We start from the raw sequence: 19,744 nt of genomic DNA, 5'->3' as shown, positions 1-19,744 counted from the left end.
CATCACTCCAGATAAAGTGAGAGAGTTCGTTGCTCAGCTACGGATAGCAAATCACGCTCTTGCTTACCAAACAGTACTTTTTTCAACACGCGAGCCTCATCCACTTTACCCAGAGCGGTAGCAAAATGCAGCTGCATCAACTGCCCGCTGGTATCATCCGGACGCAGACTGAGGTACTGGGCAGTATATAGGTATGCAAACCGGAATTCTTCCAGAAGGTTTTCCAGCGCAGCCAAGCTCTTGTATATGCTCGGAGCAGCCCTGTCACGGAAATTTTCGACCAGGAAAAGCGTACGCATTCGCCCGGCAAATGCAGCTGTGTCAAATCCAGGGCAGCGCCCATCCTGCAGCAAGCGAACAAAAGTATGCAAGGTAACTACCGTACTGATTGGACGGGAAGCCCCCTCGTCCCCGATCTTCTCGATTTCCTGTCGATCGACCGACTCGCCCGCCAAGCACTTGAGCGCCATCTCCCGAATCTGGAAATCAGCCCGGCGTTCGCTGCCGCTGCTTTGAAACGCGATGTGCGAGTATTTGGCAGCCAGGTCATACTCACCATTATTGGCCAGCAGAACTGCCATATCCCTGTTGGCTCGCGGCGACTCCGGGTGTCCGTTTAGCTGATTCATAATAATGAGCTCCCTCTGGGACCATACCTGGGCCTGGGAACTGGTTTGCATGGCCATATAGAATGCGTAAAACAACACCAACGTAACCAATGGCGCTTTGACTTCCGGGAGATAGCGCATTATCGCGGCCAGCACCACGGCCAACACAAGAAAAATCCCAACGGACGGAAAGTAATTTCTGTGCTCGAAGTAAAGTTCCAGCGGCAAAACAGAAGATTCAACCCCGTGCGCCACGATGTACCAAGCCACGCCCAAGCTGAAGCGCCGCCCCCAGCGCCACTTCAGACTCAATGCAACACATAACCCCACCGCCAACCATGCCATAATAGCCCAAGCGGTGGAGCCGGGGATCGTCAGGGAGGTTGAAAACACGACATCATCATGATAAATCCCAAGGCGCGCCATGTCTGGCCACACCAACTGGGCCAGGTAATCCCAAAGTAGGCGCGCCTGGGTCATCAAGCGCTCCTCCAGGGTAAACTCCCGGTTGCGGAACGCCTGCGCATATTTTTCGTACCGCAACAGAAAAATGGCGAACAGCCCGACCATGCCCGCCACAATGCTGCCCAGCGTCCATTTTTGAAGCCACTTGATAACCGCGCCGTTTTCGTCCCGGAACTGGTACCACAGGGCTTCCACCAACAGGATTACCGGGATCACAACCACGGCATTTTCTTTTGAAAACAGCCCGAGGAAAATCGATGACGCCATCAGCAACAGCCAGGCGGGACGAGAGTGTCCCCTACCGTAGGCATTTCGCCAACAGACATAACTGAGAGTTGCGAGCAACATGAAGGTGCCGCTCAATAACGCCATTCTCTGCACGACATAGAGTACACTGCTGACATGCAGGGGCGCGAGCGCCCAGCATAGCGAGCAGGTTGTCGCGAGCAGCAAAGCACCACGCACATTGGCAGCCCTGAGAAGCAGGGTAAAAAGTGCCGTGACCAACACAGTGTTGAGAAGGTGTAATGCGATATTGACCCGCTTGCTAAGCGCCAACTCATCGCCAAAAAACGTTCTTTCAAGTACAAATGTCGCCAGGGATACCGGCCGGCCCAGCGGCCCCGAACGGTCCCCGAACACGTAATCTAGTGCCGTCTCGGGCTCCTGCCGCAAATCCTCTATCACCAGAACGCTGGAATGGTCATCCAACAATGCAGGCCCATACTGTCCCGGCCAGTAGATCCACAGCGCAAACATAATGCCAACAAAGAGCAAAATGACCGGCGCGGCGTCCACTCCCATCCTACCAGCCATTCTCACCGCCGCTCCTCCTCATCTTCCGGTTGGCGCGGGACAAACATTTGCTTGATCAATGACAGCTGACGCCTCTCGACATCGACGGCCATCAGCGCGGCCGTGTACTCAAACACACGGCCGACGCTGTCGAGACTGCCGTATTCATTAATCAGTGGGCTATACAGCTGCCGGCTTCCGGGGCTTCTTGCCAAGGCAGCTTCCAAAGCCGCTATTCGTTGGACTGCCGGAGCGTCCGCGGCGACCAGAAAACCGTACTCCAGCAGCGCAATGCGTGGAGAACCCGGGTACCGATGCTTCACCGCAGTAATTATCTGCCACGCAAATGGCTCACCGCCGGCGCACTCGCCACGCCCAAGGCAGGCCACCAGCGTTTTTAGCGCGGTGTAGTCCGATGCGCTGATTTTTCTATCCTCGAGCAGCGCGAGTATCACATTCCGCCATCGCCGCTCCTCTCCCAAATCGCTAAAGTGCTGGCTATCTATCTGGTACAACATCACCAGGGCGCTTAGGTTTCTTGGGTCGACAGCGAAGGCCTGTTCATAGTAGTGACGGGCCAGCGCCATCCATTCCAGGCGCTGCGCACCGCTCTCCCCGGCAGAGGATTCCGACTGGGCGAGACTCACCAACTCGCCGGCGTAGGCATTGAGTGACCGGGGCGAGTGGGGATGATTCAAGGCACTGACCTGGGCCAGCCGAACGGGGTCGGACCACGTGTGCGCACGGATGTACAGCTGGGCACACAATATCGCCAACGCAACAGTCCAGGGCGCCCAGGAGAGAGATGCCGGCATTCGCTCGCCCAGCTCCACCAGGAGGTACGCCACAAATAGCACAACACCGATCATGGGCAGGTAGTTGCGATGCTCGAACACCATCTCAAGCGGCAAAAAACTCGACTCCATTGCCTGGCCAACCAGAAAAAACAACACGGCACACAGGAGTAACGGTGCTCTCTTGCCCAGAGCCACGGCGAGAACCAAGAGCCCCGCCCAAAGCACGATGGCAATGGCGGTTGTCGCCGGACTCCACAGTCCGAACGAGATCGGAATATCGTCGTGAAACAGCCCATAACTCGACAGTGTGGGCGTCATAATCCAGTGCACATAGTGCCAGAGCACTCTCGGCTGGGTTAACAGGCGTTCGCCCAAGGTAAACTCTCGATTCCCGTACATGGACCGAATGGCGTCTGGATTGAATATCAACCAGGCCGCCAGCAACAGGCATGGCAGCAACAATAGACACAGGGCCGTACCGGAAACAGCGGGAAAACTTCGCCCCCCCAAACGACCGCGGTAAACACTCACCTCCAATGCGACGACAAGGAGGGGCAACAAAGCGCCGTTCTCCTTTGAATAGGTTGCAAGAATGGTCAACACCAACAGCCAAAGCGCGGCGGCCACCACCTCACCAGCGCTGGGGATCTGCCTCAGCCAGCGGTTGCGGGAACGCGCAAAAACCCACAATCCAAGGACGACAAACAGGGTGGACAGCTGCGCCATGCGCTGAACGGCATAGAGAACCGTGGAAACGTTCAACGGGTGCGCAATCCATATCAGCGCCGCGACCACTGCAACTCGGTCCACCAGGGCTTTGCTGTGGCGCCTACCCGGCAGCCCCGACAGCACGGCACGGCAAAACAACCAGACCACTCCGCCGATGACGAAGTGCAGAAGGACGTTCGCGGCTTTAAACGCCGCGGGGGAAACATCGGGACTGAACGCGTGCTGCGCCGCAAAAGAACCCATGGCCAGGGGACGTCGCAGCGGGCCGGAGCCCGAACTCAGACTGGCGGTTCGCCATGCATCCACCTCGCCGCCTTCAATGGCCAGCTGGTGGTTGTCGACAATATTCCCGCGATCGTCGAAAAGCCATGGACCGTCCAACCCCTGGGTGTAGATCCAGGCCGACAGTAGCAGGAAAACAGCGGCGATAAACGCCAGGGGGTATGGAGGACGGCCCAAGACCAGCGCCTTATTCAAAGTTCCGGCGTTTGCCGGGCAGCACAAAAAAGCCCGAGCACTGCCCGGGCTTTTCCGTCAAACACTCCGGCGTCAATCAGCCCCGGCAAGTAGCGGGAAGCCACTTCGCGGGCATCGGATTACTTGCGCCGGGCTTGCAGGTCCAGGTCACGGTCCCTTCGTTTGGATTCGAGGAACCCGACAGGCTGAAGGTCAAGTCATTGGCCTCACCCGGCAGGTTGCTGCTAGCGACGCTGATAGTGATCAGCGCGTCACCCGAAGACAACTGATAAGTTATCTGCTTGACGATATCGGTGGTCGTCTTGTTGAGGCTGGCGTTACCTACCGTGTCCGTAGGCATTTCAGCCCTCGCCGCGTAGTACTCGGCGAAGGTCGTCTTGGCTTCCGCCAGACGTGCGATCGGTTCTGACATTTTCGCCCGCACCGTATAGTCCTGGTAAGCCGGCAGCGCGATTGCCGCCAGAATCCCGACGATCGCGATCACGATCATCAGTTCGATCAGGGTGAAACCCTGCTGTGCACGTTGTTGCATCATGTTCCCTGCTCCTTCCCCCGAAGGGGCTTGTTTAAGTGTCGACACTCGATAGCCGAGCCTGCCGCGCCGGTAAGTCTAGCAAAGGTAATGCCAACATTGTCACTCACCGGCAGAAGAATAGATTCAGCTATTAAAATCAAAGGGTTATATGAACCAGCCTCGATATCCGTACAAAGCGGCCAACTATACAAGTCTACCTCTATTGTCACTGACCGCCGCCAACTGACATTTTTCGTCACATCCGCCTGACATCCCGCGCCACCGCGTGATCTATGCCAAAATACCCCGAGAAAGTCACAAAAACCCCAGAAAATCATGGTTTTGCAGCTATGCGGGGTATATGAACCGGCGCTGATTACATATACTCGATCGCACTATCAGAACCAAGCTAGATACCGGCCGACTACCCTCGGCCCTGGACGTAGGAATGAACCATAAGGCAACCGGGCAACTCAGCGGCCTGGCCGGCAGACTGGCGGCCGAGGGCCTGCTCTCCACCGAACAGGCGCGGGAGGCGCTGAAACAGGCGGTGCTGGAGCGGATTCCGCTGGTGAGCTACCTGGTGGAAAACATGGATGTCGACAGCCAGCGCCTGGCGGAGATCGCCTCCCAGGAATTCGGCGTGCCCCTGTTTGACATTCGCGCCTTCAATCTTGAGCACATACCCACCGGTCTGGTGGACGTCAACCTGGTCACCAAGCACCACGCCTTGCCCATGTACCGCCGGGGCAACCGCCTGTTCATCGGGGTCTCGGACCCCACCAACCTGGCGGCGATCGACGAGATCAAATTCCACACGGGCATCAATACGGACGCCATCCTGATCGAGGAAAAGGCGCTGACCAAGGCCATCGCCGCCTGGGTGGAGGCGGCGGACGACCTCGCTGGCGGGCTGGAAGACATCGAATCGGAGGATCTCGAGAACATCGATGTCTCCGAGGGCGAGAAAAACGATCAGGACGACGGCGCCGAAGGTATCGACGAAACGCCGATCGTGCGCTTCGTCAACAAGGTGCTGGTGGACGCGATCAAGCAGGGCGCCTCGGACATTCACTTCGAGCCCTACGAGAACAACTACCGTGTCCGCTTCCGCACCGACGGGGTGTTGCGTGAAGTCGTGCGCCCGCCGCGCAACCTGTCGGCGCGCCTGGCCGCGCGCCTGAAGGTAATGTCGCAGATGGACATCTCAGAGCGCCGCGTGCCCCAGGACGGCCGCATCCAGATGAAGCTGTCGCGCAACCGCGCCATCGACTTCCGCGTCAACACCCTGCCCACCCTGTTCGGGGAGAAGATCGTGCTGCGGATCCTCGACCCCAGCAGCGCGCAGATGGGCATCGACGCCCTCGGCTACGAAGAAAACCAGAAGGAACTCTACCTCAAGGCCCTGAACCAGCCCCAGGGGATGATCCTGGTGACCGGGCCCACCGGCTCCGGCAAGACAGTGTCGCTTTACACGGGCCTCAACCTGCTGAACCAGCCCGAGCGCAATATCTCCACCGCGGAGGATCCGGTGGAGATCAATATGGAAGGCATCAACCAGGTGCACGTAAACCCGAAGGTGGGCCTGAATTTCGCCGAGGCCCTGCGCTCCTTCCTGCGCCAGGACCCGGACGTGATCATGGTGGGGGAGATTCGCGACCTGGAAACCGCGGAAATCGCCATCAAGGCCGCCCAAACCGGCCACCTGGTGCTGTCCACCCTGCACACCAACAGCGCCGCGGAAACCATCACCCGCATGCTCAACATGGGCGTGCCCTCGTTCAACCTCGCCACCTCGGTCAACCTGATTATCGCCCAGCGCCTGGCGCGGCGCCTGTGCAAGCAATGCGCGACTCCGGCGGACGACATACCCCGGGAAGTGCTGTTGAAGGAGGGCTTCACCGAGGAGATGCTGGAATCCGCCACCCTGTTCCACCCGGTGGGCTGCGACAACTGCAAAGACGGCTACAAGGGCCGGGTGGGCGTGTACGAAGTGGTGCGCGTGACACCGGCACTGGCCCGCATCATAATGGATGAGGGCAATTCCCTGGAGATCAGCCGGCAGGCCAGGGCGGAGGGCTTCAACGACCTCCGCACCTCGGCGCTGTGGAAGGCGGCCCAGGGAATGACGAGCCTGGAGGAGGTCAACAGGGTGACCGTCGACTAGGCCCATAATGACAGGGGTACAACCTACGGGGCGATAGCGGGTATGGCGACCAGTGCAGCGAGCAACGATGTCTTCACCTGGAGTGGCATCGACAAGAACGGCAAGACCACCAAGGGCGAGATTCAAGCTTCCAGTTCCGCCATGGCCAAGGCGCAATTGCGCCGCCAGGGCGTCAAGATCAAATCGGTGCGCAAAAAACCCAAGCCCCTGTTCGGCAGCGGCAAGGGCAAGCCGATCAAACCGGCGGATATCGCCATTTTTACCCGGCAGCTGGCCACCATGATGAAGGCCGGGGTGCCGCTGGTACAGAGCTTCGACATCGTGGCCGAGGGCCTGGATAAACAGCGCATGCGGGAGCTGGTCACCAACATCAAGAACGACGTCGCCTCGGGCTCGGGCCTGGCGCCCACCCTGGCCAAACACCCGCGCTACTTCGACGACCTGTTCTGCAGCCTCATCGCCTCGGGAGAATCCTCCGGTACCCTGGAGGTCATGCTGGACCGGGTCGCCACCTACAAGGAAAAGACCGAACAGCTCAAGGCCAAAATCAAGAAGGCCATGACCTACCCCACCGCGGTGGTGGTGGTGGCCATTGTGGTTACCGGCATCCTGCTGGTAAAAGTGGTGCCCCAGTTCGCCGAGACTTTCCGCAGCTTCGGCTCCGACCTGCCGGCGTTCACGCTGATGGTGCTGAACATCTCCAATTTCGTGCAGGACTGGTGGTACATCATCCTGGCCGGCATCATCGCCGCGGTCTTCCTGTTCAGGGAGGCCAAGCTGCGATCGGTGCCCTTTGCGGAATTCCTGGATCGCACCGCGCTGCGGCTGCCGGTGGTTGGCGATATCGTCCACGACGCGGTGGTGGCGCGCTTCTCCCGCACGCTTGCCACCACCTTCGCCGCCGGCGTGCCGCTGGTGGAAGCCCTGAATTCCACCGCCGGCGCGGCGGGCAACTCGGTCTACGCCAAGGCCATCCGCCAGATCCGCGACGACGTCACTACCGGCACCACCCTGTACCAGGCGGTGAAGACCACCGGGCTGTTCCCCAATATGCTGCTGCAAATGATCTCCATCGGCGAGGAATCCGGCGCCCTGGACGAAATGCTGGACAAGGTCGCCACCCACTACGAGGAGCAGGTGGACAACGCCGTGGACAGCCTGAGTTCACTGATGGAGCCGGTGATCATGTCGGTACTCGGCGTACTGGTGGGCGGCCTGATGATCGCCATGTACCTGCCGATCTTCATGCTGGGTTCGGTGATCTGACACAAGCCCGTCATAACGAGACGCATTCATGCTAGAGCTTTTTAGCCAGCACGGCTGGCTGCTGCCCCTGTTTTTACTGGCGCTCGGGCTGGTGGTAGGCAGTTTTCTCAACGTGGTGATCTACCGCCTGCCGCTGATGATGGAGGCCAGTTGGCGCGCGGAGTGCGCCGTGTTGCTAGAGGTGGACGACGCCACGGAGCGGCCTCGCCTGAGCCTGGCGGTACCCAACTCCCACTGCCCTCACTGCAAGGCACCGGTGCGGCCCTGGCAGAATATCCCGGTAATTTCCTACCTGGCGTTGCGCGGCAAGTGCGCGAGCTGCGGCGCGGGCATTTCACCGCGCTACCCCCTGGTCGAACTGGCGACCGGGCTGGCCAGCCTGTTCCTCGCGATACATTTCGGCGCCAGCCCCGCCCTGGCCGGCGCCCTGCTTTTCACCTGGGCGCTGATAGCCCTGACCATGATCGATATAGACCACCAGCTGTTGCCGGACAACATCACCCTGCCACTGCTGTGGCTGGGGCTGCTGTTCAATCTGGCCGGCACTTTCGCGCCCCTGCGCGACGCGGTGATCGGCGCCATCGCCGGCTACCTCTGCCTGTGGACCGTCTATTGGGTTTTCAAACTGCTGACCGGCAAGGAGGGTATGGGTTACGGGGACTTCAAGCTCCTGGCGGCCCTGGGCGCCTGGATGGGCTGGCAGGCCCTGCCGATGATCGTGCTGCTGTCCTCGCTGGTGGGCGCGGTGGTGGGCATCGCACTGATGGTGATTCGTCGCAGGGGCAGGGAAGTGCCCATTCCCTTCGGCCCCTACCTGGCGATGGCCGGGTGGTTGGCGCTGGTCTGGGGGGACAGCATCATGGCGAGCTATCTGGGCGCGACCGGGCTTCAATGAGGCCGGAGGTTGGGGTAGATTCGCTCGGGTATTGGTCGAATGAATTCGACCCTACGCGGAATTGGAGCCAGCGCACTCTGTAGGGTCGAATTCATTCGACCACGCGCGCAACACTGATGGAACACAACCCGACAGCGAGAAAACAATGGCATTGGTAGTCGGCATTACCGGCGGCATCGGCAGCGGCAAATCGGCCCTTACAAACTACCTTGAAGCGCGGGGCATTACCGTGGTGGACGCGGACCTTGCGGCGCGGGTGGTGGTCGAACCGGGACAACCGGCCCTGGAAGCCATCGCGGCGCATTTCGGCCGGGACATCCTGCTGACCGACGGCGGACTGGATCGCGCCGCCCTGCGCAAGCGCGTCTTCGATGACCCCGGGGAGCGGCGCTGGCTGGAGCGCTTGACCCACCCCCTGATCGGCGAGGAAATCGAGCGCCAGTTGGCCGCCTCAACCTCGGCCTACACCGTACTGAGCTCCCCCCTGCTGCTGGAAGGGGAACAGTCCCGCTGGACCGACCTGGTGGTTGTCGTGGACGTACCGGTGGAGACGCAGGTTGCCCGGACCATGGCGCGGGACGACAACGACGAAGCCCAGGTGCGCAGGATCATTGCCGCGCAGATGGAGCGCGATCAACGGCTCGACAGGGCGGATATCATTATCGACAACAGCGGCACACTGGCGGACCTCGAAGAGCAGGCCGCGGAACTGCACAAGGAATTACTGGCGCGGGCGGAGCTGGGTTAGCCCGCTCAAGGCCCCGTGAGAATGCGCTCCAGGGGCGCGCTCCCGCTGATGCCGGCGCGCTAGAACCGGCGGCCCGCCCGACAATCGCGCTTCGATGAACGCGCGGCCCGGCGGGCCACCGCACACTGAACAACCCTCCACGACAGGAACGCCTGCTTGAAAACCACTACAGCGTCAATCACCGCCCTTGCCGAACGCGTGCAATACATCGAGGACGAACTCGCCCTGCGCAACCTGATGGTGCGCTACGGCCTGGCCGTCGACTGTGGCGACACGGCCACCGCCGTGGCCTGCCACACAGGCGACGCCGTGTACGTGGTTAGCGCCCCCCGTAGCGGGCGCGACGAAGCGGACTCCGGGGCAACAGATCTCACCCTCAAGGGCGCCGAGGCCATCGGCAACATGCTGGATTCTCCCCTGCACCAATCGCTGCTGCCCTGCTGCGCGCATACAGTGGGGCCCGTCACCCTGGAAATCAGTGGCGATGAAGCCCGCGCCACGGGTTATTCGCGGCTGTACAACGTAAAGGAATCCACGCCGCATCTGCAGCGCCTGGCGATCAACGAATGGCGGTTTCGCCGCGACAGCGGCCAGTGGCGCATTGCGCGACGGGAATCACGGCTGGTCGGCGAAGACCAGGCCCAGGCACTACTGCGGCAAGCGGCCTGGCGGCCCCGGGCCACAAAGACAGGCCTGGGCTGAGTAACACTTCCTTGAACCAAGCCGCGCCGCACCTAGAGGGCCGCGCGGGGACAATGCGCGGGCTCAGTCATTCCCCAGCAATGCCATCACCGACTCGACGATCGGCACATTCGCCGCGGGAAACGCATAGTCCCGCAACTCTTCCACCGCGACCCAGAGCAGGGGCTGGTCTTCCAGCGACTGGGCCGTGCCGCTGAAATCCCTGACCACATGCACGTCCAGCAGCACCCGCTTGTCGCCGTAGTCATGGCGGATCTCGAGCAGTGGCTCGGCCTCCGACACGCGGATACCCAGCTCTTCGAGCAACTCGCGCTCCAGGGCATCGCGAACCGCCTCGCCCGGCTCCACCTTGCCGCCGGGGAACTCCCACAGGCCGCCCTGGTGCGCCCCCTCGGCGCGACGGCTGAGCAGGATCCTGCCGTCGGCGGCAACGATCACCCCCACCGCCACGTGCACCTCGGCCATCAGCTGCGGTACTCGGCGTTGATCCGCACGTAGTCGTAGGAAAAATCCGAGGTCCACACCCCGGCGCCGGCCTCGCCGCGGTTCAGCTCGATGCGGATCGCAATGTCTTCCGGGGCCATGGCGGCAACGCCCTGCTCCTCGGTGTAGGAAGCCGCGCGGCAACCGCGCTCGGCAATGAGTACGTCATTCAGGTACACCCCGACCCGGTTGACGTCGAGATCCGCAAGCCCGGCGCGGCCGATCGCCGCGAGCAGACGGCCCCAGTTGGGGTCGGAGGCGAACAGGGCGGTCTTCACCAGCGGTGAATGGGCGATGGTAAAGGCCACGTCCAGGCACTCCTGCTCGTCGCGCCCGCCGTTGACCTGCACGGTGACAAACTTGCTGGCGCCCTCCCCGTCCCGTACCAGGGCCTGGGCCAGGCTGACACAGACTTCCGCCAGGGCGTCCCGCAGGGCGAGAAATTCGGGGCTTTCCCTGCTGGCAACCACACCGTTACCCGCGGCGCCGGTGGCCAGTAGCACACAGGCATCGTTGGTGGAGGTGTCGCCATCGATGGTGATGCGGTTGAAGGACATATCCACCGCTTCCCGCAGGGCCTCCTGCAGTAAATCCGGCGCCACCGCCATGTCGGTCGCCAGGTACGCCAGCATGGTCGCCATGTTCGGGCGGATCATTCCCGCGCCCTTGGCGATACCGGTGAGAGTGTATTCACGGCCCGTGCAGTGGAAGCGCCGAGAGGCACCCTTGGGGCGGGTGTCGGTGGTCATGATGCCGCTGGCGGCATCGGCCCAGCCCGCCTCGTGCAGCGCACTGAGGGCCTCCGGCACGACCGCGGTGATCTTGTCGACAGGCAGGGGCTCGCCAATCACTCCGGTCGAGAAAGGCAAGACGGACTGGATGTCGGTGCCCGCCGCTTTTGCCACCGCCCCCGCGCAGGCCCGGGCGTCCGCCAGGCCCTGCTCGCCGGTCCCGGCATTGGCGTTGCCGGTATTGGTCAGCAAGTAGCGGGGCTGGCCATCGCTGGCGCGCCAGTGCTCGCGGGCCACCACCACCGGCGCGGCGCAGAAGGCGTTGCGGGTAAACACCGCCGCGCAGTGGGAGCCAGGGGCCGCCTCGATCAGCACCAGGTCGCGTCGGCCGGGCTTTTTAATGCCGGCGGACACCGTGGCAAGCCGGATGCCGGGTACGGGATGCAGTTCGGGAAGGGGATCGTTGCCTACGGCCATGGTATGGGTTCGCTTTGCCAGTGTGAGCTGTGGATCGTATCTACGCGGCCGAATGAAACCGGCCTTTCTCTGTCCATGTAGGGTCGACGGTGGGCCCCTCTTTTCGGGTCATTCATTCGACCAGGAATAACGCTTCTTTCAATCGAAAGTATTGAGTTGGCTTTCGACGGTCCGGGGGCTTCTGTGCCTCGCTATTGGTCGAATGAATTCGACCCTACAGGGAGTTGCGCTGTGCGGTCCCCGGTCGAATGAATTCGACCCTACAGGGGGGTGCGCTGCGCGGTCCCCGGTCGAATGCATTCGACCCTACAGGGGGGGGCGCTGCGCGGTCCCTGGTCGAATGAATTCGACCCTACAGGGGGGTTGCGCTGCGCGGTCCCTGGTCGAATGCATTCGACCCTACAGGGGGGCGCGCCGCGGGATTATAGCTTGCCGTGGCACTGCTTGTACTTCTTGCCGCTGCCGCAGGGGCAGGGCTCGTTGCGCCCCACCTTGGGCTCTTCCCGGGTAAAGGGCTGCGCCGGGTTCGCAGTTTCGGCGCCGGCCGCCTGGGCAGGCGCCTCCGCCTCCGCGGCTTCGGCGGCCATGGCGGTGGCAGCGGCGTGCTGGAAGGCAAGCTTCTCGCGCTCGGCGGCCTCCCGGCGCCGGGCCTCGATCAGGGCGGCCTCGTCCTGGCGCTGGATCTGCACATGACTGAGGAACTTGACCACCTCGTACTTGAGGCTGCTCAGCAACTGCTCGAACAGGGCGAAGGACTCGCGCTTGTACTCCTGCTTGGGATTCTTCTGGGCGTAGGCGCGCAGATGAATACCCTGGCGCAGGTGATCCATGGTCGCCAGGTGGTCCTTCCACAGGGTGTCGAGCACCTGCAGCATGATCTGCTTCTCGATCTTGCGCATGTCCGGGCCCACTTCCGCGCTCTTGGTGTCGTAGGCCTTCTGGACCTCGGCCACGATGCGCTCGCGCAGGGCTTCCTCATACAACTGCTCGTCGCCGTCCAGCCACTGCTGGATGGGCAGGGCAATGGCGAACTCCGCCTCCAACTGTTTCTCCAGGCCGGGGATATCCCACTGCTCCTCCACGCTCATCGGCGGGATGTAGCTGTTGATGGCCTCGTTCACCACGTCCTCGCGGATCGCGGTGATGGTGTCGGCGATGTCGTCCTCGCCCAGCAGGTCGTTGCGTTGCTGGTAGATGATCTGGCGCTGGTCGTTGGCCACATCGTCGTACTCCAGCAACTGCTTGCGGATATCGAAGTTGCGGCCCTCCACCTTGCGCTGGGCCTTCTCGATGGCGTTGGTCACCATGCGGTGCTCGATGGCCTCGCCCTTCTCCATGCCCAGGGCCTGCATGAAGTTCTTCACCCGGTCGGAGGCGAAGATGCGCATCAGGCTGTCTTCCAGCGACAGGTAAAAGCGGGATACACCCGGATCCCCCTGGCGCCCGGCGCGGCCCCGCAGCTGGTTGTCGATACGGCGGGATTCGTGGCGCTCGGTACCCAGGATATGCAGACCGCCGGCTTCCAGCACCTGCTGGTGACGCTGCTCCCAGGCGGCCTTCAGTTCGGCCTTCTTGTCGTCGCTGATGGCATCGCCGTGGGCGGCTATCTCGGCATCCAGGTTGCCGCCGAGCACAATATCGGTACCGCGGCCGGCCATGTTGGTGGCAATGGTCACCACCCCGGGGCGGCCCGCCTGGGCAATGATTTCGGCCTCCTGCTCGTGGTACTTGGCATTCAGTACCTTGTGCTCGATCTTCGCCTCGCGGAAGCGCTGGGACAGCTCCTCGGAGGTTTCCACCGAGGCGGTGCCCACCAGCACCGGCGCGCCCTTTTCCATGCAGTCCTTCACATCGGCCACGATGGCGTCGAACTTCTCCTCCCGGGTGAGGTACACCAGGTCGTTGAGGTCCAGCCGCTGGGCGGGCTTGTTGGTGGGGATCACGATCACTTCCAGGCCGTAGATCTGGCGGAACTCAAAGGCCTCGGTATCGGCGGTGCCGGTCATGCCGGCCAGCTTGTCGTACAGGCGGAAGTAATTCTGGAAAGTGGTGGAGGCCAGGGTCTGGCTCTCGCTCTGGATCGACACCCCTTCCTTCGCCTCGATGGCCTGGTGCAGGCCCTCGGACAGGCGCCGGCCCGGCATGGTGCGGCCGGTGTGCTCGTCGATCAGCACCACCTGGCCTTCCTGCACGATGTACTCCACGTCGCGGTGAAACAGTACCCGCGCCTTGAGGGCCGAGTACACATGTTGCAGCAGGCTGAGGTTGGTGGCCGCGTACAGGCTGTCGCCCTCCTGCAGCAGTTTTTCCCGGGTCAGCAGCTCCTCGACGAACTCGTGGCCCATTTCGGTCAGCTCCACCTGGCGCTGCTTCTCGTCGACGGTGTAGTGGCCCTCTTCGCCCTCGGTATCGGGCTTGAGTTGGGGCACCAGCTTGTTGATGCGCTTGTAGAGTTCGGAGCTGTCCTCGGAGGCGCCGGAAATGATCAGCGGCGTGCGCGCCTCGTCGATCAGGATCGAGTCCACCTCGTCGACGATGGCGAAGGCCAGTTCGCCCTGCATCTTGTCGTGCAGGCTAAAGGCCATGTTGTCGCGCAGGTAGTCAAAGCCGAACTCGTTGTTGGTACCGTAGATGATGTCGGCGTTGTAGGCGGCCCGCTTCTGGTCGGGCATTTGGCCCGAGCGGATGACGCCCACCGAAACATCGAGGAAGTTGTACAGCGGGCTCATCCAGCCAGCGTCCCGGCCCGCGAGGTAGTCGTTGACGGTGATCAGGTGCACGCTGTTGCCGGACAGGGCGTTGAGGTAGGCCGGCAGGGTGGCCACCAGGGTCTTGCCCTCACCGGTGCGCATTTCGGCGATCTTGCCCTCGTGCAGGGCGATGCCGCCGATGAGCTGCACGTCGAAATGGCGCATTCCCAGGGTGCGCACGCCGGCCTCGCGGACCACCGCGAAAGCTTCCGGCAGCAGCCGGTCGAGGGACTCCCCGTCCTGGAAACGCTGGCGAAACTCGCCGGACTTGGCCCTCAGCTCCTCATCGGACAGGGCCTGCATGGCCTCTTCCAGGCCGTTGATCTGCTTGACGATCTTGCGCATGCGCTTCAGTTCGCGATCATTGCGGGTACCGAAGACTTTTTTCAGTGCTGTGCTAATCATGGTTTTGTCTATCCGGGAACGGGATACATCCGCTCATTCAGGGTATGGCTGAGCGGGCGACGGGGACTGTCGCGGCAAGGGTCAGCGCCGGGTGCGGCGCACGTAGCTGGAGGGATCGACCGAACGGCCGTGTTTATACACCTCGAAATGCACGTGGGCGCCGGTCGAGCGCCCACTGGACCCCATCAGGGCGATGGTTTCGCCCTTGCGCACCACATCGCCGGGCGCCACGAGGTTCTGCTTGTTGTGGCCGTAGCGCGACACCAAACCATCGCCGTGGGAAATCTCCACCATGTGGCCGTAACCGGCGCGCTCGCCTACCCACGTGACCACGCCGCCGGCCACCGCCAGCACACCGGAACCCTCCTTGCCGGCGAAATCGATGCCGTGATGGAAGGCGGGCTGGCCGGTAAAGGGGTCGTTGCGCTTGCCGTAGTGGGAGGATACCCAACCCTTTTCGATGGGGCGGCCAGACAGCCAGGCCTCGTCCTCGAGCCTGCGGTTGTTGAGCAGGGACTCGAGGATCGCCAGCTGCTGCTCGCGGTCACTCAGGCGACGGGAAAAGCTTTCGAGCTCGCCAGTGAGGTCCAGACTGCTGTAGTCCACCTCGAATTCGCCGGCCAGGGGGCCCCCCAGCGCCGGGGGCTGGCTGAAATCGAATTCACCGTCCTCCAGCTCCGCCATGGCGGTGAGATGCTCGCCGAGGGCGTCGAGCCGGGTCATGCGGGCCTGCAGTTCCGCCAGGCTGAGGGTCAGGGCCTGTAATTTCTGCTCCGCCTCGTCGCGGATGGCCTCCAGCTCCTGCGATTGCTGGGCCAGTTCATCCGCCATGGCGTCGACCGATTCGCCGCGCAGGGCCTGGGCCTCACTTTCCAGGCCCGCGACATAGCCGGCAGCGACCATCCCCAGTGGCAGCCCCAGGCAGCACAGGGATAGTAGGGCACGGGACCAGCGACCTAGCTCAAACGAGCGCGAGCCGCCGTGCTTGCGGTTGATGACAATGACTTTCATTGGCACATTTGCAGTAATCGGCAGCGAACTATGCCACAACCACCGGCTTTATGCCACGCCAACCAAAAAAGGGGGACAGGCAAAAAAATAGGGGTCAGGTACCTATTTCGTGTCGAAATAGGTACCTGACCCCTATTTTTTTGCCTCTTTTTTCGCCGAATCAGGCGACCGGGACGGGATTGGTGGCGTAGGAGATGGGCGCGGTGGCCTCGTCCTCGAAGGTGACCATTTCCCAGGCGTCGGGCTGGGCGATCAGGGCCCGCAGGGAGGTGTTGTTCAGGGCGTGACCCGACTTGTGTGCCCGGAACTCGCCGATAAGGCTGTGGCCCAGCAGGTACACGTCGCCGATGGCGTCCAGGATTTTGTGCTTGACGAACTCGTCGTCATAGCGCAGGCCGTCCTGATTGAGGATACGGTACTCATCGACCACGATGGCGTTGTCGACGGAGCCGCCGCGGGCCAGGCCTTTGGAACGCAGGTACTCGATTTCGTGCATGAAACCGAAGGTCCGCGCGCGGCTCACCTCCTTGACGAAGGAGGTGGAGGAAAAGTCGATTTCGGCGTGGGCAGCGCGATCGTGAAACACCGGGTGGTCGAACTCGATGGAAAAGGAGACTTTGAAGCCATCAAAGGGGAGGAAGCTGGCCGTCTTGTCCCCGTCTTCCACCGTGACCGGGCGTTTGATACGAATGAACTTCTTGGCCGCGTTCTGCTCCTCGATGCCAGCGGACTGGATGAGGAACACAAAGGGGCCCGCGCTGCCGTCCATGATGGGCACTTCCGGCGCACTGACATCCACATAGGCGTTGTCAATGCCCAGGCCCGCCATGGCCGAGAGCAGATGTTCGACCGTGGACACACGTTCGCCGCCGGCCATCAGACTGGTTGAGAGCGTGGTATCGCCAACGTTCTCCGCCCGCGCGGGGATTTCCACCACGGGATCGAGATCCACCCGACGAAACACAATGCCGGTATCGACAGGCGCCGGATTGAGGGTCAGGTAGACCTTCTCGCCGGTGTGCAAACCCACACCTGTCGCTTTGATTGCATTTCGCAAAGTTCGCTGTCGAATCATAATGCTTCCAACCGTATCCTGTGCCACACCTAGCGATGCAAGGCATCGCCGGAACCGGTCCGGGTCAAATACCTTGCTAGTCTGCCTGGCGACGCAAGAACGCGGGAATATCGAAATACTCCTCGCCGCCGGCTTCAGCCGCGACAGCTGCTGCCTGTCCACCCGCGGCCTTGCGCGGTCTGCGCATGCTCGGGGGACGATCAAACTCCTTATAATTGGGCTCGGCGGTCACCTCCACCTGCTGCGGTGAATTTTCAACCACCTGCAAGGGCGCTCGCGCTACCTCGCCGCCCAGGCCCGTGGCCACCACGGTCACCTTGAGCTCGTCCGTCATCTCTGGATCGATAACGGTACCAACCACAACTGTCGCTTCATCGGACGCAAATTCCTCGATCGTGTCGCCAACTTCGGAAAACTCACCAAGTGACAGATCGAGCCCGGCGGTGATATTCACCAGTATGCCGCGCGCACCCTTGATGTCGATGTCGTCGAGTAGCGGGCTGTTGATGGCGCGTTCGGCGGCTTCCCGGGCGCGGTTTTCACCTTTCGCGCTACCGGTGCCCATCATCGCCATGCCCATCTCGGACATCACCGTTCGAACATCCGCGAAATCCACGTTAATCATGCCGGGGCGGATGATCAGGTCGGCTATACCCTGAACTGCGCCCAACAATACATCATTCGCCTCCTTAAAGGCATCCAATAAACTGGTATTTTTTCCCAACACCTCAAGCAACTTTTCGTTGGGAATGGTGATCAAAGAATCGACGTGTTGCTGCAGTTCGCGCACCCCTTCCACGGCGATCGAGAGTCGCTTTTTACCCTCGAACGGGAACGGCCGGGTCACCACCGCCACGGTGAGAATACCCATTTCCCGGGCCACTTCCGCCACCACCGGCGCACCGCCGGTACCGGTACCACCACCCATGCCAGCGGTAATGAATACCATGTCGGCGCCGCGTATCGAATCGGCGATCCGCTCCCGGTCTTCCATGGCGGCCGCGCGGCCGATATCCGGATTGGCGCCGGCGCCCAGTCCCTTGGTGATTTCACCGCCCAGCTGCAGCACGGTTTTGGAGTTGATGTCGGACAGCGCCTGTGCGTCGGTGTTGGCGCAGATGAAATCCACCCCCTCCACCTGGTTGTCGATCATGTGCTTGACGGCGTTACCGCCGCCACCGCCGACGCCGATGACTTTTATGATCGCGTTCTGAGGAACGTTGTCTATCAGTTCAAACATGGTATTTCTCCCCTTACATGGTTTGCCACGCGAAGCGTGGCGGTTCTACATCATTCGGGTGCACTGACACCCAAATTCTTTCAGCCCCACCCCGGGTGGGGCCTAATCCGCGTACGGTGTCCGGCGAGCCGGGCACCGCTATTAAAAGTTGCTTTGCACCCACGCCTTCATCCTCGCCAGCAGCCCGGGCTCGTCGCCGCCGCCGGCCGCCGCCGAGCTGGCACCGCCCTCGCCCGCCTGGTGCTGCTGGCCGTAGAGCAGCAGGCCCACGCCGGTGGAATAGATCGGGTTGCGCACGATGTCGTTCAGGCCGCGCACCGTCTGCGGGTAACCCACGCGTACCGGCATATGGAAGATTTCCTCCGCCAGTTCCACCACGCCCTCCATCTTCGAGGTGCCGCCACTGAGCACGACGCCGGCCGGGATCATGTCCTCGTAGCCACTGCGACGAATCTCCGCCTGCACCAGGGTGAACAGCTCGTCGTAACGCGGCTCCACCACCTCCGCCAGCGCCTGGCGGGACAGGTCCCGCGGCGGGCGCTCGCCCACGCTGGGCACTTTGATGGTCTCGTCCGGACCGGCCAGCTGGGTCAGCGCGCAGGCGTACTTGATCTTGATCTCCTCCGCGTGCTGGGTTGGCGTGCGCAGGGCCATGGCGATATCGTTGGTTACCTGGTCACCGGCGATCGGAATCACCCCGGTGTGGCGGATGGAGCCCTCGGTAAAGATGGCGATGTCGGTGGTACCACCACCGATATCCACCAGGCACACCCCCAGTTCGCGCTCGTCCTCGGTAAGCACCGCATAGCTTGAGGCCAGTTGCTCGAGGATAATTTCCTCCACGTCCAGCCCGCAGCGGCGAATGCACTTCTCGACGTTCTGCGCCGCGTTCACCGCGCAAGTCACCAGGTGGACCTTGGCCTCCAGCCGCACCCCCGACATGCCCAGCGGCTCCTTGATGCCCTCCTGGGTATCAATCACGTACTCCTGGGGCAGGATGTGCAGGATTTTCTGGTCCGCCGGAATCGCCACCGCCTGGGCGGCGTCGATCACCCGCTCCAGGTCGAGGGCGTACACCTCCCGGTCGCGAATGGCGACGATGCCGTGGGAATTCAGGCTGCGGATGTGGCTGCCCGCGATGCCCACGTAGACCGAGTGGATCTGGCAGCCCGCCATCAACTCGGCCTCCTCGACCGCCCGCTGGATCGACTGCACGGTGGACTCGATATTCACCACCACGCCTTTTTTCATCCCCTTTGACGGGTGGGAGCCAATACCGACGATCTCGATATCCCCATCCGTACCGATCTCACCGACTATGGCGACGACCTTGGATGTACCGATATCCAGCCCGACGATCATGCGCTTTTCCTGTCCGCTGCCCATGGCAGTGTGTCTCCCCCGTCCTC

Annotated in this window: 15 protein-coding genes; 5 read left to right on the top strand and 10 right to left on the bottom strand. The window is 62.1% G+C overall.

Going from position 1 to position 19,744, the window contains the following annotated elements:
- Window positions 1-2: 2 nt before the first annotated feature.
- The 3 genes from JYP50_RS02265 to JYP50_RS02255 form a co-directional block, all read right to left on the bottom strand.
- Complete coding sequence (locus JYP50_RS02265) at window positions 3-1,877, bottom strand: hypothetical protein (protein ID WP_206558819.1); 1,875 nt, start codon at window positions 1,875-1,877, stop codon at window positions 3-5.
- A 14-nt stretch (window positions 1,878-1,891) separates the two neighbouring features.
- Entirely contained in the window at window positions 1,892-3,871 is a 1,980-nt protein-coding gene (locus tag JYP50_RS02260; protein ID WP_206558818.1) for a hypothetical protein, read from the bottom strand.
- 76 nt (window positions 3,872-3,947) lie between these two features.
- Window positions 3,948-4,406: a pilin gene (locus JYP50_RS02255; RefSeq protein WP_431311283.1), complete on the bottom strand. Its 459-nt coding sequence runs from the start codon at window positions 4,404-4,406 to the stop codon at window positions 3,948-3,950.
- 427 nt (window positions 4,407-4,833) lie between these two features.
- On the opposite strand from JYP50_RS02255, the gene pilB reads away from it, so the two are divergent.
- The 5 genes from pilB (at window position 4,834) to JYP50_RS02230 (ending at window position 10,163) form a co-directional block, all read left to right on the top strand.
- On the top strand, window positions 4,834-6,552 hold the full coding sequence (gene pilB / locus JYP50_RS02250; protein ID WP_206558817.1) for a type IV-A pilus assembly ATPase PilB: 1,719 nt from the start codon (window positions 4,834-4,836) through the stop codon (window positions 6,550-6,552).
- Between the two features lie 42 nt (window positions 6,553-6,594).
- Entirely contained in the window at window positions 6,595-7,818 is a 1,224-nt protein-coding gene (locus JYP50_RS02245) for a type II secretion system F family protein (protein ID WP_206558816.1), read from the top strand.
- A gap of 28 nt (window positions 7,819-7,846) precedes the next feature.
- The gene (locus JYP50_RS02240; protein ID WP_206558815.1) at window positions 7,847-8,713 is read left to right on the top strand and encodes a prepilin peptidase; all 867 of its coding nucleotides are present in this window, start codon (window positions 7,847-7,849) and stop codon (window positions 8,711-8,713) included.
- 145 nt (window positions 8,714-8,858) lie between these two features.
- Window positions 8,859-9,461: a dephospho-CoA kinase gene (gene coaE / locus JYP50_RS02235; RefSeq protein WP_206558814.1), complete on the top strand. Its 603-nt coding sequence runs from the start codon at window positions 8,859-8,861 to the stop codon at window positions 9,459-9,461.
- 156 nt (window positions 9,462-9,617) lie between these two features.
- The gene (locus JYP50_RS02230) at window positions 9,618-10,163 is read left to right on the top strand and encodes a nuclear transport factor 2 family protein (protein WP_206558813.1); all 546 of its coding nucleotides are present in this window, start codon (window positions 9,618-9,620) and stop codon (window positions 10,161-10,163) included.
- A 63-nt stretch (window positions 10,164-10,226) separates the two neighbouring features.
- Here the strand turns inward: JYP50_RS02230 and mutT are convergent, their stop codons facing one another.
- The 7 genes from mutT to ftsA form a co-directional block, all read right to left on the bottom strand.
- The gene (gene mutT, locus JYP50_RS02225) at window positions 10,227-10,628 is read right to left on the bottom strand and encodes an 8-oxo-dGTP diphosphatase MutT (RefSeq protein ID WP_206558812.1); all 402 of its coding nucleotides are present in this window, start codon (window positions 10,626-10,628) and stop codon (window positions 10,227-10,229) included.
- The gene (argJ, locus tag JYP50_RS02220) at window positions 10,628-11,854 is read right to left on the bottom strand and encodes a bifunctional glutamate N-acetyltransferase/amino-acid acetyltransferase ArgJ (RefSeq protein ID WP_206558811.1); all 1,227 of its coding nucleotides are present in this window, start codon (window positions 11,852-11,854) and stop codon (window positions 10,628-10,630) included. The genes mutT and argJ overlap by 1 nt, the downstream gene beginning before the upstream one ends.
- Before the next feature lie 422 nt (window positions 11,855-12,276).
- A complete protein-coding gene (gene secA / locus JYP50_RS02215; protein ID WP_206558810.1) occupies window positions 12,277-15,009 on the bottom strand; it encodes a preprotein translocase subunit SecA in 2,733 nt (910 codons plus the stop codon).
- A gap of 81 nt (window positions 15,010-15,090) precedes the next feature.
- Window positions 15,091-16,020 carry a M23 family metallopeptidase gene (locus tag JYP50_RS02210; RefSeq protein ID WP_206558809.1) on the bottom strand — a complete coding sequence of 310 codons (930 nt, stop codon included), beginning with the start codon at window positions 16,018-16,020 and terminating at the stop codon, window positions 15,091-15,093.
- Window positions 16,021-16,180: 160 nt separating this feature from the next.
- A complete protein-coding gene (lpxC, locus tag JYP50_RS02205; protein ID WP_206558808.1) occupies window positions 16,181-17,095 on the bottom strand; it encodes a UDP-3-O-acyl-N-acetylglucosamine deacetylase in 915 nt (304 codons plus the stop codon).
- A 76-nt stretch (window positions 17,096-17,171) separates the two neighbouring features.
- Window positions 17,172-18,335, bottom strand: a complete 1,164-nt coding sequence (gene ftsZ, locus JYP50_RS02200; protein ID WP_206558807.1) for a cell division protein FtsZ — start codon at window positions 18,333-18,335, stop codon at window positions 17,172-17,174.
- 141 nt (window positions 18,336-18,476) lie between these two features.
- Window positions 18,477-19,721, bottom strand: coding sequence for a cell division protein FtsA (ftsA, locus tag JYP50_RS02195; protein WP_206558806.1), 1,245 nt, complete (start codon window positions 19,719-19,721; stop codon window positions 18,477-18,479).
- Window positions 19,722-19,744 lie beyond the last annotated feature (23 nt).

It is taken from the genome of Parahaliea mediterranea, assembly GCF_017255185.1.
Lineage (GTDB): Bacteria > Pseudomonadota > Gammaproteobacteria > Pseudomonadales > Halieaceae > JAFKCZ01.
The sequence above is the reverse complement of the archived record's forward strand: the minus strand, read 5'-3'. Positions and strand labels throughout refer to the sequence as shown.